A 25,492-nucleotide genomic window follows, 5' to 3' on the forward strand; every position below is an offset into this window, starting at 1 on the left:
CCCCTCACCGTTGACGGGCCTTTCGCTCAGAAAGGACACTTTCCGTCAGCAACGACGTCGTGAACGTTGATCGATCCGTCCGAAATTCCGGCGACCGCCTTATCGGCAGCAACTTTCATCTCCGATGTGATCAGATCCTTGTTGTTGTCATCCAGAACCCAGTCCATGCCGCCGTCGGCAACACCCAGCACTTGAATGCCGGGTTTGAAATCACCGTTCTTGGCGGAAGTGAAACTGTCGAAAACAGCGTTGTCTAACCGCTTGCGGATGGATGTCAGCACCTTACCCGGGTGCAGTCCGTTCTGATTGCTATCCGTGCCGACACCTAAAATGCCAGCGTCTGCCGCCGCCTGTAGAACACCGATGCCGGTGCCGCCGGCAGCCTGTATAATGACGTCCGCACCTTGCTGGATCTGACCTGTTGCCAGTTCTCCGCCGCGCACCGGATCAGCAAATGCGGCCGGGGTGTCGCCGGTCATGTTCGAGACAACCCTGATGTCAGAGTTTGCATCAAGAGCACCTTGTTTGTACCCGCAGAGGAACCGCTGAATGATCGGGATATCCATACCACCAACAAAGCCTATGGTTCCGCTTTTTGACGCCATGGCTGCGAGCAGCCCCCCGATATAGGCGCCTTCATGCTCCTTAAAGACATACGAGCGGACATTTGGCTGGTCGACGACCATGTCGACAATCGCGAAGTCCGTTTCCGGAAAGGTTGGCGCTACCTGGTCAAGCGCATTGGCCTGATTGAACCCTATGGCCACAACCGGCGAGCTGCCCCGGCTGGCAAAATTGCGCAGCGCCTGCAGGCTTTGGGCATCCCGCTCGAGTTCGAATTCACGAACACTCTCGCCGCTGGCCTCCTGAAAACGCTTTACTCCCGTGAAGGCGCTTTCATTGAAGGAACCATCGAACTTGCCGCCAACCGAATAGACGATGGCCGGATCGGCCAGAGTGGACGTGGCTGAGACCGTAGTGGCCATCAAAGCGGAAAAAAGAACTGACCTGAAAGAGAACATCCGGCTCCCCGCAACGCTGGTTGAGCGGTCTTGAAATTCATGGAATGGCCCCCGCGGAAAATCGCGGAGGCCAATGTCTGGTACCGCTTTAGAACGGGCAGGACTGGTCGGACATATAGTCGTGGACTTCGATCTCACCTGAGATGATTTTCTGAGAGGCAAGCTCAACAGCTGCCTTCATTTCATCATTGACGAGTTCTGCATTGTGATCGTCCAGTGCCCAGTCGACGCCGCCCTCTTTGAGGCCGAGGACTTCAAAGCCAGAGGACCATGTATCGTTCTGAGCATCTTCAAACGCCTGATAAACGGCAATGTCGACGCGTTTCAGCATTGATGTCAGAACGGAACCGGGATGCAGCGCATTCTGGTTGCTGTCGACGCCGATACCGAGCTTGCCAGCATCAGCTGCTGCCTGAAGAACGCCAATGCCCGTACCGCCGGCCGCGTGATAGACAACATCAGCGCCACGATCGAATTGTGACTTTGCCAGCTCGCCGCCCTTGACCGGATCGTTCCAGGCCGCACCGGTGGTGCCGGTCATGTTTTCGAAGATTTCAGCGTCGGCATTGACGGATTTGACACCCTGCTTGTAGCCGCAAGCGAATTTGCTGATCAACGGGATGTCCATGCCGCCAACGAAACCGACTTTGCCGGTTTCGGAAGCCATTGCCGCCAGCATGCCAACAACATAGGAACCTTCTTGCTCCTTGAAGAGGATGGAACGTACATTCGGCAGATCCACAACCATGTCGACGATAGCGAACTGAAGGTCTGGGAATTCCTTAGCAACTTTCTCGACAGCGTTGGCTTGCGAGAAACCGATCGCAACGATCGGACTCATGCCGCGCTTTGCGAAGTTGCGCAGAGCCTGCTCGCGCTGGCTGTCGTTCTGAATTTCAAAGTCACGATATTCGACGCCGTTGTCTTCCTTGAACTTCTCAGCACCCGTGTAGGCTGCTTCGTTGAACGACTTGTCAAAACGACCACCAAGGTCGTAGAGCACTGCCGGCTTGATATCAGCCGCCATCGCACCAGCGACAGAAAAGGCCAGACCGGCGAGCGCCGTGCCCATGGTAAGAAGCTTTTTCACGTTTATGTCCTCCGACATGCAGGGCTTTGCGTTCAGCTTGCCCATTTCCCCTCGTGACCCAGCCGCATTCACGCGGACTGTGCCAGTTGCGATCCGACCCGTGCACTCAAAGCCCTCGCAAGGGTCTCGTCTGTCACAAGGTCGGTAATGACACCGGTGCGCAGAGCCGCAAGCGTGGCATCCACCTTGCTCTCTCCGCCCACCAGCGCAATCAGTCTGCGCCCACGCACTTCCTCAAAATGCAGACCCACGGCACAATCGCCAAGCGGGTCCGGCGCCAATTCTCCGTCAATCGTCAAGAACCGGCCCATCAGGTCGCACACGGCGCCCCCTGAAAGCAGCCCTTCCTGCTCTGTCTTGGTAATCATGCCGCGCTGAACCAGGTGACCCTCATTTTCAACCGAACCAATTCCGATTAGAAATGCATCCGATTGACGCGCGCGCTCCATCAGGTCCTGAACACTGCGCTGGGTGAGGAACATTGCCCTCTCGTCCTGATTTTCGGCAAAGTAAGGCACAGGCAGGTAGTAGCCGATACCGCCAGTGCGTTCCTGCATCTTCTGCACAATGTCATAGGGGTTTGCGGCAAGCGTGCGGGTGAGCGATCCACAGATCGACATGATTTCCAGGTCTGACCGCGAAACCTTCGGCAAAGCTTCAACGGCGGCGGTCAACGTACGCCCCATACCCACACCAAGCCGACTGACACTTGTACCGCTCAAGAGGCCAGACAGAAACTGTGCTGCGGATACCGCCACAGCTCTCAACGCGCTTTCGTCGTCACCGCCGCCCAGATCCGGAGCCACGATACAATTTGTCAGGTCGAAGTGGTGGGAAAGTTCTTTTTCCAGCTTCAGGCATTCCATGGGCCGGCCATCCACCTGGAACTTCACATAGCCCTCACGCTGGGCATGTGCGATGAGGCGGTGAACCTTGGCAGGAGAAACACCGAGCTGGGAAGCGATTTCGCCTTGCGTCCGGCCGCCCACGAACGACAACCAGGCCGCACGTATCGCCATGTATGATGTCCAGTCGTCGTCGCGCGCCTGCATCCGCGTCGAAACCTTCCCCTCTGCCGCGCACCCTTTTCAGGCAAGCGGTGGCTGCGCCATGCTCTCTTTGGAGCCTTGTCTTTGCGGGCCCGGCTTTCCGGGCTACCGAAAAATTCTTCACATAGTGAGAATTTATTCAGATCATGACCAGCCTTGCTGCTGCCGTCAACTAAAAAACTGCCGAAATTCTGGCCAAAGGGCGCATTTTAAAGCAGCAGATCGCAGGAGCGCCACCGACTACGGGACGGAAAAATCTGCCCAGACAACGTCAATCTGCAACAAAAGCCGGAAAATGTTGCCCAGTCATTGGGCAAATTCTGCCGCCTCACCGGGGACCCACCCTCCGATTTCGCAAAAAGGACCCGACAGCCCCCTTCATTTAGCAATCGGCTTGCCGCAACACGTGAGGCCTTTATTCTTAAAGAACAAACCGGCCAACGCGGCACATTCATTGACATAGAAGGAACTTCCGGCCCGAGCCACTCGACTTAACAGATCGTCGTTCAATGGGGGCAAACTGGGAGACCAACTTCCTCGTTCGGCCGGCAGAACCCTTCGCGAAGGAAACGCCAAAGCAGCTGCATCCCCACAAGCATTCAGACCGGGAATCAAGTTATTTTGCCACCAAAAGACAAAGGCTGAAATACAGCTTTGGAACGGGATCCATGTTCAATTCGGATTTGAGCGACTTCCCTTTAAGGTTAACACTTGATTAACCAATTTTGCTTGACCACGCGACACATCCAAAGCGCCTTCTTTGCGATCACTTGCGACAGTCGCGGTTTTTCTTCTCCCCATGCCGTCGCTCAAAATAAATTGAAGCCATCAAACACAGCAGATCAAACCGTAATTTCATGAGCTTACGTATAGGTAATCTATTGCCGGATGGCCGGTCAGAAAATTTTGCCTAGCAATTCAAGCCCGGGCTCACCACCTGTGGATAGAAGCCGCACTCCGTGCACATTCATTTTGCCAGCCAACCCGAATTACGCTACGGTTGGCATGTAGCTTGCTAAGTAAAATATCAAGCTGAGCCAAGGCATTCGCCCGTTCCTCGTGAATAATTACGAGGGATGTTTAGATGAGGAATACAACGACAAAATAACAGGGGAGACGTGGCAACCAGCCGAAAGGCTGACATAAGGAGAAAACAATGCGTCTCGACAAAATGACGAAACTCTGTGCACAGACAGTCTCTGCAATACTGTCCCTCTTCTGTGCGGCCATTATTTTCGCCGCACCTTCGGCCGCCCGTGATTTTCGACCGGTCCTGACCTCTTCGACAGCCTACAGTTATGACCCAGCCAAGGAAGTCGACGTCGAACTTGTGCTGGCCGTCGACATCTCCCAATCCATGGATACGGAAGAACAGGAAGTTCAGCGAGCCGGATATGTTGCCGCGCTCACATCAAGCGAATTTCTTGACGCCATTCAAGTTGGCCCCATCGGCCGAGTTGCAGTCACCTACATGGAATGGGGCGGCGTTGACGAACACTTCATCGTCGCCGAATGGACCGTGATCCAAGACGCCTCCTCTGCCTCTCATTTTGCTTCCAAGATCGCTGAGGCACCGCTCAGGCAGGTTCAGCGCACATCTATAGCGTCTGCCCTGGAAAAGTCCGTTCAACTGGTGCAAGGCAACGAATATACCGGCCTGCGCCAGGTCATCGACATTTCGGGGGACGGTCCGAACAACCAAGGTGGTTCCGTGACGGAGATGCGTGACCGCATGATCGCCGCAGGAGTTACGATCAACGGCCTTCCGCTTATGATGAAATCCAACAAGAACACCTGGCAGGCCATGCTGCACCTCGATCATTACTACGAGGACTGCGTGATCGGGGGCCCGGGCTCCTTTGCCATTCCTGTCAGGTCACAGGAAGGGTTTGCCGATGCAATCCGGATGAAGCTGGTCATGGAAATTGCTGGGCTCCATTTGCCGAAGCCCGCACCCCTTGTCCAGAAAGCTTCGGGACGCGAACGCATCCGGTGTGACCTCTTCGACTAACCCAGCCACGTCTTCGCCAGTTTCAAAGGCCGTGCTCCCAACCGGAGCGCGGCTTTTTTTCCTTGTACAACGCCTGAAGTAATCGATTACATTCGCGCAGATCTTGCATAAACTGCGGATCTGCCTTTGCGCAATCGGATCAATGGGGCTAAACACATCCCGCCGCACGCCACTGAACAAAAGGACACTCCATGCCAGCTACGCTCGCACTTGTTGCGCACGATGCCAAAAAGGACGCTATGGTCGAGTTTGCCAAGCGGCATGAGGACAAACTTGCAGCGTTTGATCTGGTGGGAACGGGCACGACAGGCGGCCGAATATTGGAGGCCTGCCCGTCGCTCAAGCTGACAAGGCTGAAAAGCGGTCCGCTGGGAGGCGATCAGCAACTCGGCGCCATGATCGCGGAAGGCAAATTGCAAGGCCTAATCTTTTTTGTCGACCCGCTTTCTCCCATGCCTCACGATGTCGACGTCAAGGCTTTGATGCGCCTTGCGACCGTTTACGACATGCCAATGGCTCTTAATCCATCAACCGCTGACATCTTACTGCGTTCCGCCCGCCTTACCGGACTGCAGACAACGTCCGAGACCCCTGAAGTTGGCTCCAAAGCATCATGAGTTTTTCTGAAAGTTCCAAGGCTTTTGCCTATCCGGTTCTGGTCGCCGACATTGGCGGTACGAATGCCCGCTTTGCGCTTGTCGATGGACCAGACGCACCGACCCGTATGTGCGGCAAGACAGCAACCGCCGACCATGTCGATATCTGTTCCGCAATTCGTGGCACCGTTTTCCCGGAAACAGACATCAAACCGCGTACAGCGATCATTGCGGTGGCCGGTCCCGTTACGGGCGACAAAATTCCGCTGACCAATGCGGCGTGGGTAATTGAACCGCTGAAGATGATATCGGAACTGGGCCTTGAAGAGGTTGTCGTCCTGAATGATTTCGAAGCACAGGCTCTCGCCCTGCCCGGCTATGCAGGTGAAGACGTCGAACAGGTGGGATCCGGAACGATCCGCCCGGCCAGCACCAAGTTTGTACTCGGCCCCGGCACCGGACTGGGGGCAGCTGCAATGATCCATGCTGCCGCGACCTGGATACCGGTTCCTGGTGAAGGCGGCCACGTGGAGCTCGGGCCCGTTACGACGGAAGACTTCGAAATCTGGCCGCATATCGAACGTGTTGGTGGCCGCATCGGCGCGGAACAATTGCTCAGCGGCACTGGACTGCCCCGCCTTGCACGCGCGGTCGCAGAATGGATGCAGGCCGAGCGGCAATTGGAAACACCAGCAAGCATCACGCAAGCGGCAGAACAAAATGACGCGGTTGCCGTCAAAACGCTTGAAGTCTTTGCACGGGCCCTCGGCCGGGTTGCCGGCGATTGCGCCCTGACCGTTTTGTCCCGTGGCGGGGTTTATCTAACCGGTGGCGTAACACCCCGGATCACCCGATTTCTGACTGACGTCAAATTCCGGGCCGCATTCGAGGCCAAAGCGCCGCATGAGGTCCTGATGGCCAAGATACCGACCTTCATTGTTCGCCATCCAAATCCTGCGCTGGAAGGGCTTGCGTCCTTTGCAAGAACACCGGACGCCTTCGCTGTGGACATGCAGGGACGGCAATGGAACGGACCGGTTTCCGCCAACGACAATTGACCTGAAGCCATGTCTTCCGCACTTGGCTTCAAGACCGCATTGCCGATAGACGGCGTATTGCCGGACCTGCTGCACGCGCTTGAAAAAAGCGCGAATGCCGTACTTGTTGCTGAGCCGGGCGCTGGAAAGACAACGCGTGTTCCGCTTGCCCTTCTTGATGCACCCTGGCGCGGTGACGGCAAGATACTGGTTCTCGAACCTCGCCGACTGGCGGCCCGGGCAGCAGCGCGGCGCATGGCCGAAGAGCTGGGCGAAAAGCCGGGCGAAACAGTCGGTTACCGGGTTCGCATGGACTCCAAAATCAGCGCGAAGACACGGATCGAAGTCGTCACCGAAGGTGTGTTCACCCGGCTGATACTGGAAGATCCGGAACTGACAGGTGTGGCTGCAGTTCTTTTTGACGAATTTCATGAGCGCTCGCTTGACGGCGACCTGGGTCTGGCTCTCGCAGTTGATGTTCAGTCTGCACTCAGGGACGATCTGCGCCTACTGCCGATGTCTGCCACCCTGGATGCCGCCCGCGTCGCAAACCTTCTGGGAACAGCTCCGGTCATCGAAAGCAAAGGGCGCAGCTTTCCGGTCGAAACACGTTATCTCGGCCGGTCAACCACCGAACGCATAGAACGTCAAATCGCACGCGTGGTTCGGCAGGCCGTGCAGGAGGAAAATGGGTCGGTCCTGGTATTCCTTCCCGGCCAGGGAGAAATCAAACGAACCGCTGATCTTCTGGCGGGTAGCCTTCCCGCCGATTGCACGGTTTCGCCGCTTTATGGCGGCCTGGACTCCAAGGCGCAGGATGCGGCAATCAAGCCCGCAGCGTCCGGCACCCGCAAGATTGTTCTGGCAAGTGCCATCGCACAGACTTCGCTCACCATTGAAGGCGTGCGCGTGGTCATTGACAGCGGTCTTGCAAGGGTCCCAAGATATGAACCACAAACCGGTTTGACGCGCCTTGAAACCGTGCGTGTATCCAGGGCAACAGCCGATCAACGCCGCGGCCGAGCCGGCCGAACCGAACCTGGCATCTGCTACCGGCTTTGGGACGAGGCGCAGACGGCGGCCCTACCGGAAACAGAGGCACCGGAGATCTTGGAGGCAGATCTTACCGGACTGGTTCTGGATCTCGCTGCCTGGGGTACGCTTGACCCAACAAGTCTCAGTTTCATGGATCCACCGCCGGCAGCTGCCTGGAATGAGGCCAGAAACCTGCTCTCCGATTTGCATGCCCTCGATCGTGCCGGGCGCCTGACGCCTGCGGGAAAGGCGCTTGCAAACCTGCCGCTTCACCCCCGTCTTGCACATATGCTGCTGGAGGGGATTGCGCGAGATCTCGGGATGACAGCCGCACTGATCGCGCTGCTGCTTTCAGAGCCGGGGCTTGGCGGCAGAGATCCCGATCTTCGCACCCGGCTGCGATCAGTACGCAACGACAAGGGACAACGCGCCAGAGACGGGCGAACACTCGCCGCGCGCTGGCTGCGCCAGGCCGGTGGGTCAGGATCGGGCGTCGACCTTGAAAGCACCGGATTTCTTTTGGCGCTCGCTTATCCTGACCGTGTAGCACAGGCCCGTGGCAAGACCGGGCGCTTCCGCCTTGCCAACGGACGCGGTGCTGAACTTGACATCAGCCACGTTCTTGCAGCTGAACCGTTTCTCACCGTCGCGGATATACAGGGAAAAGCCGCCAACGGCCGCATCCAGCTTTGTGCGCCGATTTCCAGAACGGATATCGAGGATCTCTTTGCTGACGACATTGTTAAGGAAGACGAAGTCCAACTGACGGCGGAAGGCGCGATCAAAGCAAGGCGTGTAAAACGCTACAAAGCCGTTGAGCTGCAAGCAGTTATCGTTCAATCACCGAACTCGGACGCAATCGAAAAAGCACTTGTCGACGAAGTACGGCGCCGTGGTGTCGCTCGTCTTGACTGGAGCAAGGACCAGCGGCGGCTTCGCCGACGGGTTGACTACGCTCGCTCAAACGGCGCGTCAGATCTGCCCGACCTTTCAGACGAGTTTCTTGGTGAAACACCGGAGAGCTGGCTGCAACCCTTTCTGGCTGGCATCACACGGACCAACGCAATCGACGCGGCCGTGCTCGGCAACGCCCTCAGCGTCTTGCTTCCTTTCGATGCCATGGCGCGTCTTGATGCACTTGCTCCCTCGCACTTCACAGCCCCGACCGGCAGCAAAGTTCCCATTGACTACGGTGCGGTGGCGGGCCCGACGCTTTCGATCCGCGTTCAGGAACTTTTCGGTCTGACCCACCATCCAAGCGTTTGCGATGGCAAACTGCCGCTGATCCTGGAACTGTTGTCGCCCGCACAGCGACCGATCCAGATCACCAAGGACCTCCCCGGTTTTTGGGCCGGGTCCTGGAAAGACGTAAAGGCCGACATGAAGGGACGCTACCCGAAGCACCCCTGGCCGGATGATCCGACGTCTGCGGAAGCAACAAGGCGGGTGAAGCCGCGCGGGAAATAGCCTGGCTGTTTTGATTGTCCCCTATCGTCGGCGAGGTTTCGGGGACAACGCATGTCGCTAAACTTGTTCAATCATCCGACGCGGCGACCAGGCTTGCATTGCCACCGGCTGCTGCCGTGTTGATCGACACCACCTGTTCCAGCGCGAACCGGGTGAGATAGACCGGCCCACCTGCCTTTGGACCAGTGCCGGAGAGACCCGACCCGCCGAAGGGTTGCGTACCGACAACAGCGCCGATGGTGTTGCGGTTGACATAAACATTGCCAACGGACAAACGGTCGACCACCTTTTTCACGGTCGCATCGATGCGGCTATGCACTCCAAGCGTCAGGCCGTAGCCGGTGCCGGCGATCTGATCGAGAACCTTATCAATGTCTTTTGCCTTGTAGCGCACCACGTGCAGCACGGGGCCGAACACTTCTCGAGACAGCGCCTCTGCCTGATCCAGCTCGATAATATGCGGTGAGACCCAGGACCCATTTGAGAGAGAGCCGCTCGGCAAATCGCCTGCAAATCGCAACGTCTGGCTTTCAGACATTTCATGGATGTGTGCCATGATGTTGTCTCGCGCTTCCTCGTCAATCACCGGGCCTATATCCGTTGACGGCAATCTTGGGTCCCCGAGTTTGAGTTCCTTCGCAGCACCTTCCAGCATCCTGAGCAGTGTGTCGGCGACATCTTCCTGCACGTATAACAGGCGCAAGGCGGAGCAGCGCTGGCCAGCCGAGCGGAAAGCGGACATCATGACATCGTCGCAGACCTGTTCCGGCAAAGCGGTCGCGTCCACGATCATTGCATTGATGCCGCCTGTCTCGGCAATCAGCGGTACGATCGGCCCGCGCTTTGCAGCAAGTGTTCCGTTTATTGCCCAGGCGGTTTCGGTCGACCCGGTAAAGGCCACACCGGCAACATCAGGGTGAGAGGTGAGCGCGGCACCGACATCGCCCTCGCCCGGTAACAGAAAGAAGGCATCTTCCGGAACACCTGCTTCATACATGAGTTTTGCCGTCTCAAAAGCAATCAGCGGTGTTTGTTCTGCGGGTTTGGCGACAACCGAATTGCCGCCCAGAAGCGCAGCACTGATCTGACCCAGGAAGATCGCCAACGGGAAATTCCAGGGCGAAATACAGACAAAAACACCCCGGCCGCGATAGCGATACCGGTTCTCCTCACCAGTCGGTCCCGGCATCAACCTGCCTTCGCCGAAATGCGTCCGCGCCTCGTGGGCGTAGTAGCGGCAAAAATCGACCGCCTCTCGAATCTCGGCGATACCATCGGTCAGGCATTTTCCGGCTTCCATGGACAGGATCATCATCAGCCGGTCACGGTTTTCCTCCAGCAGATCACCAAGCCTGTTCAGTGCTTCAGCCCGCTCATGCACCGGCCTTCTCGACCAGGTTTCAAAGCCTTTCTTCGCTGCAGCGACGGCCTCTTGTGCGTTTTCCTGGCTTGCAAATCTTACCGTTCCAACGCGAGTTGTTCCGTCCATGGGAGAAAAAACAGGATGCGCGTCACCGCCGATGGAAAGCCCAGCGCCCAACGGTGCTGCTTGCGTGAATGGAACCGAGGTCTTGCGCATGCCTTCAACCAGGAGGCTGCGTTCAGCCGCATGACCGAATTCGATACCGTCGGAGTTCTGCCGGCTTGCGCCATAAAGATCCGACGGCAAGGGAATGGATCTGTTTGTGGCATGATGCCCATTGTCCAGAATGTCTTTTGGCCGTTTCAGCAAGGCTTCCGTCGGCACCGACGCGTCGCCGACAATGGTGACAAAGGATGAATTCGCACCGTTTTCCAACAACCGGCGAACCAGATAGGCCAAAAGGTCCTTGTGACCACCAACCGGTGCATAAATGCGGCAAGGGAAACCGTCCCGCTCGCATACGGACTTGTAGAGGCTTTCGCCCATACCGTGCAGGCGTTGGAACTCGTAGCCTTCAGCCTTGCCGCCAGACAGCTCGATGATCTGCGCAACCGTCAGGGCATTGTGCGTGGCGAACTGCGGATAGAGCACATCACGGGCAGCGAGCATGCGCTTGGCGCAACACAAATAGGAAAGGTCTGTTGCAGCCTTTCGCGAGAAGACCGGATAGCCGCCAGCACCGTTTTCCTGGGCGTGCTTGATTTCCGTGTCCCAATAGGCGCCTTTTACAAGGCGCACCATCATCTTGCGTTTTGTCGTTCTGGCGGCCTTCACCAGCCAGTCGATTATCTCCACGCCGCGTTTTTGATAGGCCTGCACGGCCAGGCCGAAGCCATCCCAATTCGCGGTAACCGGATCGGCGAGCAATGCAGCTATGACGTCCAGCGAGATTTCAAGTCGGTCGGCTTCTTCGGCATCGATCGTGAAATTGAGATTGCGGTCCTTGGCCATTTGCACCAATTCACGCAGTCGCGGCAGCAACTCATCGCGCACCCTGTCACCGTTGACCGCCTCATAGCGAGGGTGGAGCGCTGAAAGCTTCACTGAAATCCCCGGACGCTCCGGCAGGTCCTTGTCACCGGCAGACCTGCCAATCGCCTCAATCGCATTGGCGTAGGACTGAAAGTAGCGTTCCGCATCCTTTGCCGTGCGCGCGCCTTCACCCAGCATGTCGTAGGAATACCGGTAACCTTTGGCTTCCTGTGCTTTCGCACGTTCCAGGGCTTTCTGAATGGTTTCTCCCAACACAAACTGATGCCCGAGAAGCTGCATCGCTTTGCGGGTTGCCACGCGGACGGTCGGCATGCCCATGCGTTTGACCAAGCTCGACAGGATACTCTGCGGCGTATCACCAGGATGCAGCAGACGAGAGGTGATTCCAAGGGCCCAGGAGGATGCGGAGACCAGCCAGGTGTCGGATTTTTGGTCTGACGGTTCGTCAAAACGGGCTGCTGCCAGCTTGTCCTCAATCAGCTTGTCTGCCGTTTCCGCATCCGGCACGCGTAACAGCGCTTCAGCCAGAACCATCATCGCAAGACCTTCACGCGTGGTCAGGCCGAATTCACGCATGAAATCCTCGACACCGCCAAGCCCTACCTGCACGGAGCGCATATCCTCTATGAGCCCGCGCGCGCGCTGATCGATCAGCTTCTCGACAACGGGATCTGATGCAGCTTCTTTCAGGAGTGCTTCGACAAGCACCCTGTCCTCGGGCGCATAATCCGCGCGAAATGGAACCAGATCGTCACCGTAACCCATCTTCACAGCAGCGGCAGTGGCAGTCATGAAAACCTCCCAAACGTCCTCTTCGGGACATCGATCAATACATTTCTCTAGAATATCCGAATTTCTTGGGCTTTATTCCCTATTTTTTTGTCAATGTTCCGTGCTATCTCCGGCAAAATTAAATTTCTAAGAGGTAATTCACTATGCTTGATGCAACCGACCGGCGGATATTGAGGGCGCTGCAAGAAGACGGACGCATTACCAACACCGAGCTGTCAGACCGCGTTCGCCTCTCGCCAACGGCGACGGCTGAGCGGACCAAGCGTCTCATACGCGAAGGCTACATCGAAGGTTTTTCAGCCACCCTCGATCCCAAGAAGGTTGAGCGGGGCCTTTTGGTGTTCGTCGAAATTCGACTTGAAAGAACGACACCGGACATCTTTGACGCCTTCAAGATCGCGGTCGAACGCTCCCCCGATATTCTTGAATGTCACATGGTCGCCGGCGGTTTCGACTATCTCATGAAAAGCCGGGTCAAGGATATGGAAGCCTATCGCAGCTTCTTGTCGGATGTGGTGCTGGCCTTTCCAGGCGTACGGGAGACGCATACATATGCTGTCATGGAGGAAATCAAGGACACGCATGTGCTGCCGGTCTAGACTTCGCGCAGAGCATGGCATGGCCTTCGCAGCGCCGGTTCACAAAGCCTTGTCTTGACCGTGTCGTACCGTCTTTGCGAGGGGAACGCAGTTCAGATCAAAAGGACTTCAGATGACTCGACTTCTCGCCGCCGGTCTTTGCCTTTTCGCGCTCGTTCTAGTGCCTCTGACTGCACTCGCTCAAGCAACGCAGGAAGATCCTGCCTGGCAGGCCCTACTGGACAAAGCAAATGGTCAGACGGTCTATTTCCATGCCTGGGGCGGAGAACCTCGGATCAACGCCTATATTCAATGGGCGGCTCGTGAGGTCGCGCGGGACTACGGTGTGCGTGTCATACATGTGAAAGTCAGCGACACAGCAACAGTTGTCTCCCAGGTTCTGTCGGAAAAATCGGTCGGAAAGGCCTCTGGTGGTGCTGTCGACCTCATCTGGATCAACGGTGAAAATTTCGCGTCGATGAAGGAAAACGAACTTCTGGCTGCGCCTGGTTGGGCGGAGACCCTCCCGAACTGGGCATATGTCGATGTAGAGAACAAGCCGACAGTCCTGGTTGATTTCACTGTCCCGACCGATGGTCAGGAAAGCCCTTGGGGTATGGCGAAACTTGTCTTCATGCATGACAGTGCGCGCCTTGAAACACCTCCTGCATCTCTTGACGAACTTCTGGCTTACGCAACGGCCAATCCGGGACGGTTTGCCTATCCTCAGCCACCCAACTTCTACGGTACGACATTTCTGAAACAGGTTCTTGCAGGCACGGTCGCCAATGCCGAACTGCTTTCCAAACCGGTAGACAAGGCTCAATTTGAAGAAGCGGTCGCACCGCTGTTTGCTTATCTTGATAAGTTGCACCCTCAGCTTTGGCGTGAAGGACAGGCATTTCCCAAGAACGCCTCTCATATGCGCCAACTGCTTGCAGATGGTGAACTCGACATTGCCTTTTCATTCAATCCAGGTGATGCGTCCGGTGCGATTGCCAATGGCGAACTGCCTCCGACTGTTCGAACGTTCGTTTTTGAGGGCGGCACGATCGGCAACACCCACTTTGTAGCCATCCCCTTCAACAGTTCTGCCCAGGAGGGCGCACAAGTCTTCGCGAACTTCCTCCTGTCCCCCATGGCACAAACACGCAAGCAGGAACCGGAAATCTGGGGAGACCCGACGGTACTCGACGTTGCAGGACTGCCTGCAAATGAAAAGGCCTTGTTCGACACCATGGACCTTGGGCCAGCAATCTTGTCGCCGGAAGACCTTGGACCGGTCTTGCCCGAACCACACCCGAGCTGGGTCAAAGCCCTGGAAGAAGCCTGGGTCCAGAGGTACGGTGCCGAGTGAGGTTGATCGCTTGTCGCAGGGAACCCGGCTTCGTGTGGACGCCCCTACCATTCTCGTAACGGTGTTGCTGGCAGGCCCGGTGCTTGCCGGCCTTGCGGGAACGGCACTTCCAGCATTCGGTTATCTGCCAGCATTGGGTTACGGGCAATTCTCATTCGCACCGTTCCAGCAGTTGTTTGAAGCGCCCGGGCTCGTGACATCCGCTTTGCTCAGCCTGTCGACAGGATTGACAGCTTCGCTGCTTTCGCTTGCGATCGTGCTTATCTTCACCGCAGGTTGGTCGGGTACGCAGACGTTTCGGCGTTTGACGCGGTTCTTGTCACCACTTCTATCTGTCCCGCATGCAGCAGCAGCTATCGGACTTGCCTTCCTGATAGCTCCATCGGGGTTCGTGGTGCGGCTGGTGTCTCCTTGGGCGACCGGATGGACGCGTCCACCCGACATTTTGATCCTGAACGACCCCTACGGTATGGCAATGACGTTCGGCCTTGTCGCCAAGGAAGTACCGTTTCTTTTTCTGATGACGCTGGCGGCGCTGAACAGGCCAAGAACCGAGGATTTTTTCAAAGCCGGCGCCGGTCTGGGCTATGGTCGTATGGCGACGTTCTTCAAGATCGTCCTGCCGCAGGTCTATCCCATGATCCGCCTGCCGATTCTCGCCGTCGTCGCCTATTCCACTTCCGTGGTCGATGTGGCAACGATCCTGGGGCCGACAACTCCGCCCCCCCTGGCACCTCGGCTCGTAGCCTGGATGAACGATCCCGACCTTACCGAACGCCTGATGGCATCCGCCGGAGCCCTGCTGCAGCTTGCCGTAACTCTGAGCGCACTTGTTATCTACCTATGCCTGGAGAAACTGGCGCGTGTTCTGGCACACCGCCAGTATCAAAGCGGGCATCGGTTTCGACAGGAAGGTTTCAGTCGCTTCTTCAGCCTTTTGCCGATGCTGCTGATCATCATCGTGATGGTTCTCTCGCTCTGCTTATTGGTCATTTGGTCTGCCGCAAAATCCTGGTGGTTTCCGGCCGTGTTGCCTCAGGCCTGGAGCCTGTCGAAGATGGTTGATGCTGTCCAGATGGGAAGCGGCAGTCTTGCCGCGACGCTTTTTCTTGCTGTGGTTTCCGCTTTATTGGCAACGTCGCTCACCCTCTGGCTGCTGGAGGCACGAAGCCACCGCAACCTTGCAGTCAATAAACGGTTGAAAAGTTACATCTTTCTGCCGCTCCTTGTTCCGCAGATTGCGTTTCTCTTCGGCCTTCAAATGCTATTTCTTTTATTTGGTTTGAGCGGAACACTCCTTGCTGTTCTGCTGTCCCATCTGATTTTTGTCTTTCCCTACGCCTTTCTCGCCTTGAGCGACCCCTGGGACCAACTCGACCCGCGTTACGCGCGCGCAGCAAGGTCTATCGGCGCACCACGGGCAAAAGTGTTCTGGAAAATTCAATTGCCGCTGCTTCTGCGACCGGTTCTGGTTACAATTGCAGTTGCTGCCGCTGTTTCGGTTGGCCAGTACCTGCCGACACTCATGATTGGCGCTGGCCGGATTGTCACGATCACAACGGAAAGTGTTGCACTCGCAAGCGGCGGCAACCGCCAGTTTGCCTCGCTCTATGCGCTGCTTCAGCTGATTGTTCCACTCATGGGTTTTTTGTTGGCAGCTCTGGTGCCGTCCCTTGTCCACCGCAACCGCGCAGCCATGCGCCTTGGAAAATAAGTATCCACGATGATCGCACCCGACCCGGCATCCGGTCTTATCCTTCAGAACGTTTCCCTTCGCCTGAACGGATTGGTATTGCTGTCGATAGACTGTGACATTCCACCGGGCGCCATTCTTACCATCATGGGGGAGAGTGGCAGCGGCAAGTCCAGCCTGCTCAATTTCATTGCGGGCTTCCTGAAACCGGACTTTGAGGCGCAGGGAGACGTTGTCCTGCGTGGACGTAACCTGTCAAACGTTGCCGCGCAGGACCGGCACATCGGCCTCATGTTCCAATCGCCCTTGCTGTTTCCACATATGTCGGTTCTTCAAAATCTTATCTTTGCGATTCCCCCCGAAATCAAAAATCGGCAAAAACGGCGTGAACTCGCAGAACAAGCGCTTACGGACGTGGGTCTCGCCGGCTTTGGAACACGGGATCCAGCCACCTTGTCCGGCGGCCAGCAAACGCGGGTTGCCCTCATGCGCACACTGCTTGCTCAGCCAGAAGCATTGTTGCTGGACGAACCTTTCTCCAGCCTGGACCAATCACGCAGATCCGAAGTTCGAAAGCTCGTTTTTGATCTTGCCCGTAAAAACGGATTACCGGTACTGCTCGTCACCCATGACGAGGAAGACGCACGCGCTGCCGGTGGTATGGTGCACCATCTTGGCGCAGACGAAACGAAAAACGGCTGCCCATTGACGGGGCAGCCGCAGCAATAGAAACCGATGATTGTCGACTATTCAGCCTGATCCGCCGACTTGGCCTGAAGAAGCGAATAATTGTCGATGCCGATTTGCTCGATCAGTTCCAATTGTGTTTCCAGAAAATCGATATGGCCTTCTTCATCACCGAGAAGGCGCTCGAAAAGGCTCATTGTAACGTAGTCACCGATCTCACGGCACACTTCGCGGGCTTCCTTATAAAGGGCGCGCGCCACATATTCAGCTGCCAGATCACACTCGAGACATTCCTTCAAGGACTGACCAATTCTCAGCGGGTCTAGTGTCTGAAGGTTCGGGAGCCCCTCAAGAAAGATGATCCTGTCGATCAGCTCCTGGGAATGCTGACGCTCTTCGTCGGCTTCCACCAGTTCCTTGTCTGCCAGCTTTTGGAAACCCCAGTCGGCAAGTAGCCGGGAATGCACCCAGAACTGATTGACGACAGTCAACTCATGACGAAGTGACTTGTTGAGATACTCGATAACGCGCGGATCGCCCTTCATTAGCCCTCTCCTGGCTAGCGGCTTGCTGCCCGTTTTGCGGGTGCAGGCTCGGTCTCAGACTCAGAACCCTCTTCAGAGCCTTTCTTGTGAATGATGTCAATGACAGAAGGAAAGCAGCTGCCGCACTTTGGCCGGCACCCCAGGTGACGAAACACAGCACCCGGCGTCGGCACTTTCCCATTCGGATCCGCACGCATTTCCTCCGCAGCTTCGCGAAGCTGCTTTTCGGACAGAATGTTACATGAGCAAATGATCATTGCAGGATCCGGTGCATGTCCTCATATTGGGACATATTGGCATGGACGATTTCCAGCGCAATAACTAAACTCAACTATAAAAGTCAACTTTTTCTGAGCCTTCTGTACTCCGGCTAAGGACACGGTATGAGCGTCAACGAAGCAAACGACACCCGCCCTACACTTGTCCTGACCGGAGCCAGTCGTGGCATCGGCCATGCGACTGTGAAAAAATTCTCGTCAGAAGGCTGGCGGGTCATCACCTGCTCCCGCCAGGCCTTCTCCGACAAATGCCCGTGGCCCATGGGACCGGAGGACCATATTCAGGTTGACCTGTCCGACCCTGAAAATCTTGGGTACGCAACACAGGAAATCCGCAAAAGGCTTGAGGCCAACGGCTCCAGATTGAATGCACTTGTCAACAATGCCGGTATCAGTCCCAAGGGGCCCGAAGGCGAGCGCCTCAATTCCCTCTCAACCGCCATGCATGAATGGCGCACTGTTTTTCAGGTCAACTTCTTCGCACCTATTCTGCTTGCCCGAGGTTTGTTTGAGGAGCTGAAGAGCACAAAGGGATCCGTTGTGAACGTAACCTCGATTGCAGGCATGCGGGTTCATCCATTCGCCGGCACCGCCTATGCGACTTCAAAGGCTGCGCTCGCATCGCTGACGCGGGAGATGGCCTCGGACTTCGGACCTTATGGTATTCGCGTCAATGCCATTGCACCGGGGGAAATCGATACCTCGATCCTGTCACCCGGAACGGAAAAGCTCATTGAGGATATACCTCTGCGCCGGCTTGGCCGAACGGAGGAAGTTGCCGATACGATCTTCTATCTGTGTTCTGAAAGCTCGTCTTATGTCAGCGGCTCCGAAATACACATAAACGGCGGGCAGCATGTATAAACTTGGAACACACTCTTAAATTGATTTATTTGATCAATATAAGAAACAATCCTGTGCAGATTCGTTTAGAATCCTGAATTATTATTTTAATCTAGGAAAGACCTGCATCTCCGAAGAGGATTTACCTAATATTCATTGCCCCGCGTAATAGTGCCTAAACAATTATGCTGATTATCCAGCTGTGTGGGGATCAAATGAATCGAATTCTGAAAATTCTGGTCGACCTGAAATTCGGGTTCAAGGTCGGCGGAGGTTTTCTGGCTGTGCTGCTGCTAACCGCGGTGGTAGGCGGTGTCGGTTTCCTGGCATTGCATAAGCTTTCATCCCGTTTTGTCGTGGCAGATCTTGCGGCGCAGGTCGCAAGCCAGGTGCAGGCGACGTCGCTTGAACGCGAAGACTACCTCAACAATCCGACTTCGGAACTTGGCCAGTCCGTGAGCAGCAAGATTGTTGAACTCAAGAAGTCTCTCGATGTCCTGTCGACAGAGGTCGCCAACGACCCGCAGGCAGCGAGCCAGCTTGCCGGCGCGCAAGAAGCGGTCGCAGAGTTTGCAACCACCTTCGGTCAAGTTGTCGATGAGACCAAACAGCAAGCCGAACGTCTGGCGACGCTTCAAAAGAGCACCGACGATCTGGGCGCACTTGCCGCAGTCATTACCGACGCTGTTTTGACAGAAGAAAAACAGGTCAGTGCCGAGGCATTCTCGGCCGATGGACGGCTGGATGATGCCAATCAGCTTGAAAGAGGCGTTTTCACACTCAAAGACGATGTCGTGAAAATTCACATGTTTTACCTGAAGGGCAGCGGCAACATTGAAGGTGATGACCTGACCGCTTCCATTGGAATTGCGCGCGGGCTCGTCAGCGACACCAAGCAGATGAAGTACAAGCAGATCGAGGGCATCGACAGCAAAACCGTCAGCAAACTGGCGGCGCAGGCCAAAAACCTGCTTGTCTCGCTCGAAAAGCTGACAACCGATCTTGGTTTTTCGGAAGGTTATGAGGCTCGTCTGGCAGTCGGCACGAATATTGAAGGCATGGATGTCCTGACAAATGAAATCCTGGGTCAGGTCAACCCGGTTGTCTCAAAGGCCAAAACAGATGCCCTGACAGCTGCAACGCGCCTTGCGACCATCCGGACGATTGCCGACAAGGCCACCAACCTGAACCAGCTATCGATTGGAGCGCGTGCAGAAACGCTGTTGCTCTTCGGCGCCTTTGGCACCACCGACCCGACGAAGGTTGAAGAAAGCATCGCCGGTCTTTCCAAACTGGAAGCAGACCTGGTCAAGTACTCCAAGGTATTGCCAGCTGCGGCCGACGCAATCAATGCAATTCCGACGTCTATCGCGACCCTGGACAAATCGTTCATGGAAATGCGCGCCACGAAGGAGAGCCTCGCAGGTCAAAGAAAGCAACTCGACAACCTGACCCGTAAGGTCAGTGCCGACATCTCGGCGATTTCCGAAGTTCAGTCCGAGCAGGCCAAGACTGCATCGAGCTCGGCGGAAGTCCAGATTGCCATCACCATCCTGCTTGCCATTCTCGGCGGCATCGGACTTGCCTTTGTACTCAACCTTGCGATCACACGCCCGATCCGCACCATTACCAACGTGATGGCACGCCTGGCCGATGGCGACAATGAAGTGCACATTCCGGGCCTCGACCGTGGTGACGAAATCGGCGACATGAGCCGTACCGTCCAGGTTTTCCGTGACAACGCCGTTGAACGCGCAGAACTTCAGGCACACAATGCCAACGAAGAAGCCGCTCGCCAGGAGCGTCAGCAGCGCATTGACAACCTGATCCAGAGCTTCCGCTCCACGGCTGAAGACGCACTTGGGTCTGTCGAAGCAACAGCCGGCAGTCTGGACTCAACTGCACAGGCGTTGACCGAAATCGCCCGCGACAGCGCAGGTTATGCCTCCGAAACGCAGTCGGCCTCCAATGAGACGACCAACAATGTGCAGACCGTTGCGAGCGCAGCAGAAGAACTCGCGGCATCGATTGGTGAGATATCCCGCCAGGTTTCTCAGACCACCGAGATCGTCGACCGGGCAACCACGGGCACTCGGGTCACCAACGAAAAGGTTGAAGGTCTGGCAGAAGCTGCCAACAAGATCGGTGAAGTCGTGACGCTTATTCAGGCGATCGCGGAACAGACCAATCTGCTCGCACTCAACGCGACCATCGAAGCTGCCCGCGCTGGTGAAGCCGGCAAGGGTTTTGCGGTCGTTGCCGCTGAAGTCAAGGAACTTGCGACCCAGACGTCAAAGGCAACCGAAGAAATCAGCTCGCAGATCACAGAAATCCAGAACGCGACCAAGGAATCTGTCGTTGCCATCGGCGAAATCGCCGAGACGATGACGGAAGTCAACTCCTACACCACTGCGATCGCCTCGGCCGTGGAGCAACAAGGTGCGGCCACTGCGGAAATTTCGCAGAACGTCCAGCGCGCTGCAGAAGGTACGGGTGCGGTGTCCTCGTCCATGTCGGAGCTGTCACAGGCGGTCGACCAAACGTCCTCCTCGGCCGACATGGTTCTATCGGCCTCCGGTGAACTGACTGAGAAGACGGGCGAACTGAAACAGGAAGTCGAACAGTTCCTATCAGAAGTGGCCGCGGCCTGATTTCAATTGCATTTCCTGAAAAGGGTCGGAAGCGCCTGTTGCTTCCGACCCTTTTTTCATTTTCGGGCGCTCGTCAAGCGTTGACCTTGGCGCGATACGCGACTAAGGCGGAAAGCCTCCTTTCATCAGACGTCAGAGAGACAAAAGTGGCGGACCAGACCAACGCCTCCTCCTTTGCCCCGACCGGCAAGCCCCCGAGCCAGTCCTGGCCAGTTGTTTTGGAAACAAACGGCTGGAAGGACTACAAACTCCTCGACATGGGCACCGGCCAAAAGCTGGAGCGTTATGGCCGGTTCACGATCGTGCGGCCGGAACCGCAGGCCATGGGTGCGCGGCGCCTGAAGGATACCTCCTGGGACCGTGCAGACGCTGTCTTTTCAGGTGACACGGAAGAAGAGGGACCCGGCCGCTGGAAATTTTCCGGCAATGTTCCGGAAACATGGGAAATGTCATTTGGTCCGGTGCGATACAATGGCCGTTTCATGTCATTTCGGCATGTTGGCGTCTTCCCCGAACAAGCCGCGCATTGGGATTGGGTCAACAGCAAAGTTCGCGCAGAGAAGAAACGTTCTCCGGATAAGCCGCTAAAAATCCTGAACCTCTTTGGATATACCGGTCTGGCATCGCTCTTGCCGGCAACGGAGGGTGCCCAGGTAACCCATGTGGACGCTTCCAAGAAGGCGATCGGATACGCAAGGGAAAACCAGGCCCTATCCGAACTTGAAGACCTCCCGATCCGCTGGATTTGCGAGGACGCGTCCAAGTTCGTTGCCCGCGAAGTCCGCCGCGGCAACACCTATGACGGTATCATCCTGGACCCGCCGAAATATGGCCGGGGCCCCAAGGGCGAAGTCTGGGACCTTTACACCAGTTTGCCCGGGATGCTGAGCGACTTGCAGAAGCTGCTGAGCGACGATGCTCTCTTCATGATATTGACGGCCTACGCCATTCGCTCCAGCTTTGTCTCCATTCACGAGCTGATGGCAGAAACGCTTGATGCCCAGGGCGGCTTGCTGGAATCGGGCGAACTCGTCATCCGCGAAGAGACCGGCAACCGCGCCCTGTCGACGTCGCTCTTTTCGCGTTGGAGCAGTCGTTAGACAAACGCCGGAAAATAGAGTTTCCATCGCGCCGTCACTTGAGTTCGCGTTTCTTCGTTACCTCTTACTCTGCTGCGACCGAGACCTGACGATTGTCGTTGCTCCAGTTTGAAGCCAGGCCATCCGGGCTCTGTTCGTCCGTGTCCCGCCCTCCGATTGCATTCTTTAAAAATGCCTTCCGCCGGGCGTAGACCAGCGCGAACATGGGCGGTGCAAAATAGAACGAGATTACCGTCGACAGCAGAACACCACCGGCAATGGACATGGCAAAAGGTGGCCAGAAGCCGCCTCCATCCAGGATTAATGGAAGGAAACCGCCAAAGGTTGTCAGCGTGGTGGAAACGATGTGACGACTGGATCCCATCACGACGTCAACCATGGCCTCGCTGTCGCCGTTCACCGCGTCCTGATTCTGCTGCATCCCGGTCAGAATGATGATCGCGGCATTGATCGACACGCCGATCGAGCCAATCACACCAATGATAGCATTGATGCCGAAAGGGTACTGAAAAACAGCAAGGGAGAGAATGCTCAGGCCCGCCGACAAAATGGCGACCATGAAGGTCACTACGGACAGACGGAACGAGTTGAAAGTCAAGACAATCGCAGCAATGGACAGGGGAACGATCAGTCCAAGCGATCCGATAAGGTTTGTCAGCGTTTCATTGCGCGCATCGGAATCGCCGCCGGTTTCAATCCGGTATCCGTCAGGCAGTGAATACCCTGCTGCATCCATCCGGGCCTGCAGGGTCTTGAGGGCTTCTTCCGGAAGCACGCCATATTGAACGAAAGCCTGAATCGTGTTGGTGCGTTCGCCGTTGCGGCGGTTGATCTGTCCCTCAGAGGGTTCAATGCGGATATCTGCAATCGCAGAAAGCGGCACGCCGTCATAGTCCGCTTCTCCCGACACTCCGCCTGAGGGGAGCAACGGCAAGCTGGTAATCTCAGCGAGGCTGCCCCGCGCTTCATCGCCAATTCGGACCCTGATCGGAAGTTCTTCCGTGCTTTCGATCAAGCTTCCACCGGTTGCTCCTTCAAGGGTCGCCTCCAACTGGCGTGCGACGTCCGACAGTCCAAGACCAACAAGGCGGGCCTTGTCTTCGTTGACTTCAAATTTCAGCTTGGGTGCTCCACCGTCCAGTGTCGTCCTGACGACCGTGATCTCGTCGACATTGGCGGCCAGCTGTCGAATGGCATCTCCCTGCTCCCGCAGAACCTCCAGCGATGGCCCCACCAACCGCAATTCGACAGGCGCATCAACAGGCGGTCCCTGCACCAGGTCACGCACCAGAATGCGCGCTTCAGGAAAGCGACTAGAAAGATCCGCCTGAAGCTTTGGCACCAGATCCGTTGTGGCTTCAGCCGAGCTTGACGTGACCAGGGCTTGCGCAAACGCGGGCGCCCGGTCCCGGCTACCGACGATGTTGTAGTAAAAAGCCGGCGCACTTTTGCCGACCACCCAGGAAACCTGTTCAACGCCGTCAGTGGTGGACAGAAAACGGTCGATTTCAAGCGCCGTGGCCGAGGTTTGAGCGATCGCTGTTCCGTCAGCAAGTTCAACCTCGATATGAAACTGGTCTCTGTCGACGCCCGGGAAAAACTGTGCGGTCAAGGTGGGCATGCTCAGAAAGCCGACAACAGGCAGTATGAGCGCATAGGCAACGGAGCTCGCCGGGTTTCGCATAGCCAGCTTCAGCGAGTACCGAAAGGGTACAGACACAATCGACAGCAGCCGAATCGACTTCTTCTTTTTGCTTCCACCGCCGGCAGGCAATACCCAGCCGGCAATTGCCGCCGTCAACGTTACGGCCACGACGAAGGACCAGAGCAGCATCACGATTACCGCAATTGCAATGGAGCCGACGAAGTCGCCTGGAGGCCCCGGCAAGAGGACCATGGGCATGAACGAAAGAGCGGTGGTCACCGTGGAGGCAAGGAGCGGCGCAAACAGACGGCGAACCGCCTTGCCAACGGCGTCTCGCCGCGACAAGCCTTTGTCCAGAGCCTGACCGATTTCGTCCGTCATCACGATACCGGCGTCAACCAGCAGCCCCAGAGCAACGATCATTCCCGTCAAAGACATCTGGTGCAGAGGCAAGCCAATCATGCTCATAGTCGAAAACGAGGCGAGGGTAACGACCGGCAAAACCATGGCGACAATCAAGGCAGAGCGCATTCCCATTGTCACCAGCAACACGACCACCACCAGCGACATCCCGATGGCAATGTTGACGCCCACGTTCGACAGGCGATTGATGGTGTAAGTGCTTTGATCGAATACCAGTCGGTGTTCGATAGAATACGGCATGTCGCGTTCAAACTGTGTGAGCCTGTCCCGGACCCGCCCCATCCAGGTGTCGACCTGCAGTCCTTCAGAAATCTTGGCAGCAATCAACAACGCAGGACGGCCATCCGAATAGGCCTGTTCCTCGGCAGGCTGCCGGATTCCCTTGCTCACACTCGCAATATCGCCAATTCGTGTAACAATTCCCGAAGTGCCTGTGGAAACCGGGATCTGGCGAATGCGGTCGAGGGTAGCGATTTCGCCCTCAACCTCGATCAGGAATTCTTGCTCGGAATTGCGCAGGCGACCGGCCTGCACCTTGACATCCGCCGCACTGATCGCCGAAGAGACCTGATCCGCCGTCAACGAAAGTGATGTCAGCAGGGCCGGGTCGATCCGAACCAGAATTTCCTCATCGATGCCCCCGAAAATCTCAACCTGTTTTGTCCCCGGCGCATTCCGCAAAATGTCGGAGAGCGTTTCGGCATAGCGCAGCATGACCGCCTGGCTGACATTGTCATGTTTGGGGATGAGCGCACTGATCGACGCGAAGGCCCCTGCACCTTCCGTGTCAAACTCTGGCTCCTGTACACTTTGCGGAAACTCCCGTGTCGCATCTGAAATCTTGTCACGGATTTCGGACCAGGTCTGTTCGATCACCTCTTCCGACAAGGTATCGAGCAATTCGATCTGGATGATCGAAATCGACGAACCGGAAGTGGACTCGATCACATCGATCTCTTCCACTTCTCTCATTTCCTCTTCGATCTTTTCCGTCACCAACGCTTCGACACGTGCGGGATCAGCACCGGGATAGACTGTCGTAACGGTGGCAAAGATGTTGGTGATTGTCGGGTCTTCCTGGCGTCCGATACCGACAAGTGCAGACAGCCCCGCCGCGACGATGACAAGAATGGTGAGAGCGACCAGTCGCGGCTGACGAAAGAACAGCGTTTCCATC

Annotated in this window: 18 protein-coding genes; 11 read left to right on the forward strand and 7 right to left on the reverse strand. The window is 56.5% G+C overall.

Going from position 1 to position 25,492, the window contains the following annotated elements; translation table 11 throughout:
* Window positions 1–26: 26 nt before the first annotated feature.
* The 3 genes from Q0835_RS09450 to Q0835_RS09460 form a co-directional block, all read right to left on the reverse strand.
* Complete coding sequence (locus Q0835_RS09450; protein ID WP_298960605.1) at window positions 27–1,022, reverse strand: BMP family ABC transporter substrate-binding protein; 996 nt, start codon at window positions 1,020–1,022, stop codon at window positions 27–29.
* 88 nt (window positions 1,023–1,110) lie between these two features.
* Complete coding sequence (locus Q0835_RS09455; protein WP_298822169.1) at window positions 1,111–2,094, reverse strand: BMP family ABC transporter substrate-binding protein; 984 nt, start codon at window positions 2,092–2,094, stop codon at window positions 1,111–1,113.
* An 86-nt stretch (window positions 2,095–2,180) separates the two neighbouring features.
* Window positions 2,181–3,131, reverse strand: a complete 951-nt coding sequence (locus Q0835_RS09460) for a sugar-binding transcriptional regulator (protein ID WP_298822109.1) — start codon at window positions 3,129–3,131, stop codon at window positions 2,181–2,183.
* 1,186 nt (window positions 3,132–4,317) lie between these two features.
* Here Q0835_RS09460 and Q0835_RS09465 point away from each other — a divergent pair.
* From Q0835_RS09465 to hrpB, 4 genes are all read left to right on the forward strand, one after another.
* Window positions 4,318–5,172: a DUF1194 domain-containing protein gene (locus Q0835_RS09465; protein ID WP_298960608.1), complete on the forward strand. Its 855-nt coding sequence runs from the start codon at window positions 4,318–4,320 to the stop codon at window positions 5,170–5,172.
* A 191-nt stretch (window positions 5,173–5,363) separates the two neighbouring features.
* Window positions 5,364–5,789, forward strand: a complete 426-nt coding sequence (locus Q0835_RS09470) for a methylglyoxal synthase (RefSeq protein WP_298822107.1) — start codon at window positions 5,364–5,366, stop codon at window positions 5,787–5,789.
* Entirely contained in the window at window positions 5,786–6,826 is a 1,041-nt protein-coding gene (locus Q0835_RS09475) for an ROK family protein (RefSeq protein ID WP_298960611.1), read from the forward strand. Before Q0835_RS09470 ends, Q0835_RS09475 begins: the two co-directional genes overlap by 4 nt.
* 9 nt (window positions 6,827–6,835) lie before the next feature.
* Window positions 6,836–9,307: an ATP-dependent helicase HrpB gene (hrpB, locus tag Q0835_RS09480; RefSeq protein ID WP_298960614.1), complete on the forward strand. Its 2,472-nt coding sequence runs from the start codon at window positions 6,836–6,838 to the stop codon at window positions 9,305–9,307.
* Window positions 9,308–9,374: 67 nt separating this feature from the next.
* Here hrpB and putA read toward each other — a convergent pair whose 3' ends face one another.
* A complete protein-coding gene (gene putA / locus Q0835_RS09485) occupies window positions 9,375–12,515 on the reverse strand; it encodes a bifunctional proline dehydrogenase/L-glutamate gamma-semialdehyde dehydrogenase PutA (RefSeq protein ID WP_298960617.1) in 3,141 nt (1,046 codons plus the stop codon).
* Window positions 12,516–12,658: 143 nt separating this feature from the next.
* Between putA and Q0835_RS09490 the strand changes: the two genes are divergently transcribed.
* The 4 genes from Q0835_RS09490 to Q0835_RS09505 all read left to right on the forward strand — a co-directional run bounded on the left by Q0835_RS09490 (window position 12,659) and on the right by Q0835_RS09505 (window position 16,872).
* The gene (locus Q0835_RS09490; RefSeq protein WP_298822103.1) at window positions 12,659–13,114 is read left to right on the forward strand and encodes an Lrp/AsnC ligand binding domain-containing protein; all 456 of its coding nucleotides are present in this window, start codon (window positions 12,659–12,661) and stop codon (window positions 13,112–13,114) included.
* A gap of 112 nt (window positions 13,115–13,226) precedes the next feature.
* Window positions 13,227–14,450, forward strand: coding sequence for an ABC transporter substrate-binding protein (locus Q0835_RS09495; protein ID WP_298822102.1), 1,224 nt, complete (start codon window positions 13,227–13,229; stop codon window positions 14,448–14,450).
* Complete coding sequence (locus tag Q0835_RS09500) at window positions 14,440–16,164, forward strand: ABC transporter permease subunit (protein WP_298960620.1); 1,725 nt, start codon at window positions 14,440–14,442, stop codon at window positions 16,162–16,164. The genes Q0835_RS09495 and Q0835_RS09500 overlap by 11 nt, the downstream gene beginning before the upstream one ends.
* 9 nt (window positions 16,165–16,173) lie before the next feature.
* A complete protein-coding gene (locus tag Q0835_RS09505; protein WP_298960627.1) occupies window positions 16,174–16,872 on the forward strand; it encodes an ATP-binding cassette domain-containing protein in 699 nt (232 codons plus the stop codon).
* Window positions 16,873–16,889: 17 nt separating this feature from the next.
* On the opposite strand, the gene bfr is transcribed toward Q0835_RS09505, so the two are convergent.
* Both bfr and Q0835_RS09515 read right to left on the reverse strand, forming a co-directional pair.
* Complete coding sequence (gene bfr, locus Q0835_RS09510; protein ID WP_298822099.1) at window positions 16,890–17,375, reverse strand: bacterioferritin; 486 nt, start codon at window positions 17,373–17,375, stop codon at window positions 16,890–16,892.
* Window positions 17,376–17,389: 14 nt separating this feature from the next.
* On the reverse strand, window positions 17,390–17,632 hold the full coding sequence (locus tag Q0835_RS09515) for a (2Fe-2S)-binding protein (RefSeq protein WP_298822098.1): 243 nt from the start codon (window positions 17,630–17,632) through the stop codon (window positions 17,390–17,392).
* A gap of 126 nt (window positions 17,633–17,758) precedes the next feature.
* Here Q0835_RS09515 and Q0835_RS09520 point away from each other — a divergent pair, with 126 nt between their 5' ends.
* From Q0835_RS09520 to Q0835_RS09530, 3 genes are all read left to right on the forward strand, one after another.
* Window positions 17,759–18,517: an SDR family oxidoreductase gene (locus Q0835_RS09520; protein ID WP_298822097.1), complete on the forward strand. Its 759-nt coding sequence runs from the start codon at window positions 17,759–17,761 to the stop codon at window positions 18,515–18,517.
* A gap of 194 nt (window positions 18,518–18,711) precedes the next feature.
* On the forward strand, window positions 18,712–21,147 hold the full coding sequence (locus Q0835_RS09525) for a methyl-accepting chemotaxis protein (protein ID WP_298960630.1): 2,436 nt from the start codon (window positions 18,712–18,714) through the stop codon (window positions 21,145–21,147).
* Window positions 21,148–21,293: 146 nt separating this feature from the next.
* Complete coding sequence (locus Q0835_RS09530; RefSeq protein ID WP_298822095.1) at window positions 21,294–22,247, forward strand: class I SAM-dependent methyltransferase; 954 nt, start codon at window positions 21,294–21,296, stop codon at window positions 22,245–22,247.
* A 64-nt stretch (window positions 22,248–22,311) separates the two neighbouring features.
* Here Q0835_RS09530 and Q0835_RS09535 read toward each other — a convergent pair whose 3' ends face one another.
* Entirely contained in the window at window positions 22,312–25,491 is a 3,180-nt protein-coding gene (locus Q0835_RS09535; protein ID WP_298960633.1) for an efflux RND transporter permease subunit, read from the reverse strand.
* Window position 25,492: the final 1 nt, after the last annotated feature.

Source organism: uncultured Roseibium sp. (assembly GCF_947499295.1).
Taxonomy (GTDB): domain Bacteria; phylum Pseudomonadota; class Alphaproteobacteria; order Rhizobiales; family Stappiaceae; genus Roseibium.

Bases quoted from the DNA above. Each gene is read 5' to 3' on its own strand.
- Q0835_RS09515 (WP_298822098.1), bottom strand. From the start codon at position 17,632: ATGATCATTTGCTCATGTAACATTCTGTCCGAAAAGCAGCTTCGCGAA.
- Q0835_RS09475 (WP_298960611.1), top strand. From the start codon at position 5,786: ATGAGTTTTTCTGAAAGTTCCAAGGCTTTTGCCTATCCGGTTCTGGTC.
- putA (WP_298960617.1), bottom strand. From the start codon at position 12,515: ATGACTGCCACTGCCGCTGCTGTGAAGATGGGTTACGGTGACGATCTG.
- Q0835_RS09505 (WP_298960627.1), top strand. From the start codon at position 16,174: ATGATCGCACCCGACCCGGCATCCGGTCTTATCCTTCAGAACGTTTCC.
- Q0835_RS09460 (WP_298822109.1), bottom strand. From the start codon at position 3,131: ATGGCGATACGTGCGGCCTGGTTGTCGTTCGTGGGCGGCCGGACGCAA.
- hrpB (WP_298960614.1), top strand. From the start codon at position 6,836: ATGTCTTCCGCACTTGGCTTCAAGACCGCATTGCCGATAGACGGCGTA.
- Q0835_RS09535 (WP_298960633.1), bottom strand. From the start codon at position 25,491: ATGGAAACGCTGTTCTTTCGTCAGCCGCGACTGGTCGCTCTCACCATT.
- Q0835_RS09470 (WP_298822107.1), top strand. From the start codon at position 5,364: ATGCCAGCTACGCTCGCACTTGTTGCGCACGATGCCAAAAAGGACGCT.
- Q0835_RS09495 (WP_298822102.1), top strand. From the start codon at position 13,227: ATGACTCGACTTCTCGCCGCCGGTCTTTGCCTTTTCGCGCTCGTTCTA.
- Q0835_RS09450 (WP_298960605.1), bottom strand. From the start codon at position 1,022: ATGTTCTCTTTCAGGTCAGTTCTTTTTTCCGCTTTGATGGCCACTACG.
- Q0835_RS09455 (WP_298822169.1), bottom strand. From the start codon at position 2,094: ATGGGCACGGCGCTCGCCGGTCTGGCCTTTTCTGTCGCTGGTGCGATG.
- Q0835_RS09465 (WP_298960608.1), top strand. From the start codon at position 4,318: ATGCGTCTCGACAAAATGACGAAACTCTGTGCACAGACAGTCTCTGCA.
- bfr (WP_298822099.1), bottom strand. From the start codon at position 17,375: ATGAAGGGCGATCCGCGCGTTATCGAGTATCTCAACAAGTCACTTCGT.
- Q0835_RS09525 (WP_298960630.1), top strand. From the start codon at position 18,712: ATGAATCGAATTCTGAAAATTCTGGTCGACCTGAAATTCGGGTTCAAG.
- Q0835_RS09520 (WP_298822097.1), top strand. From the start codon at position 17,759: ATGAGCGTCAACGAAGCAAACGACACCCGCCCTACACTTGTCCTGACC.
- Q0835_RS09490 (WP_298822103.1), top strand. From the start codon at position 12,659: ATGCTTGATGCAACCGACCGGCGGATATTGAGGGCGCTGCAAGAAGAC.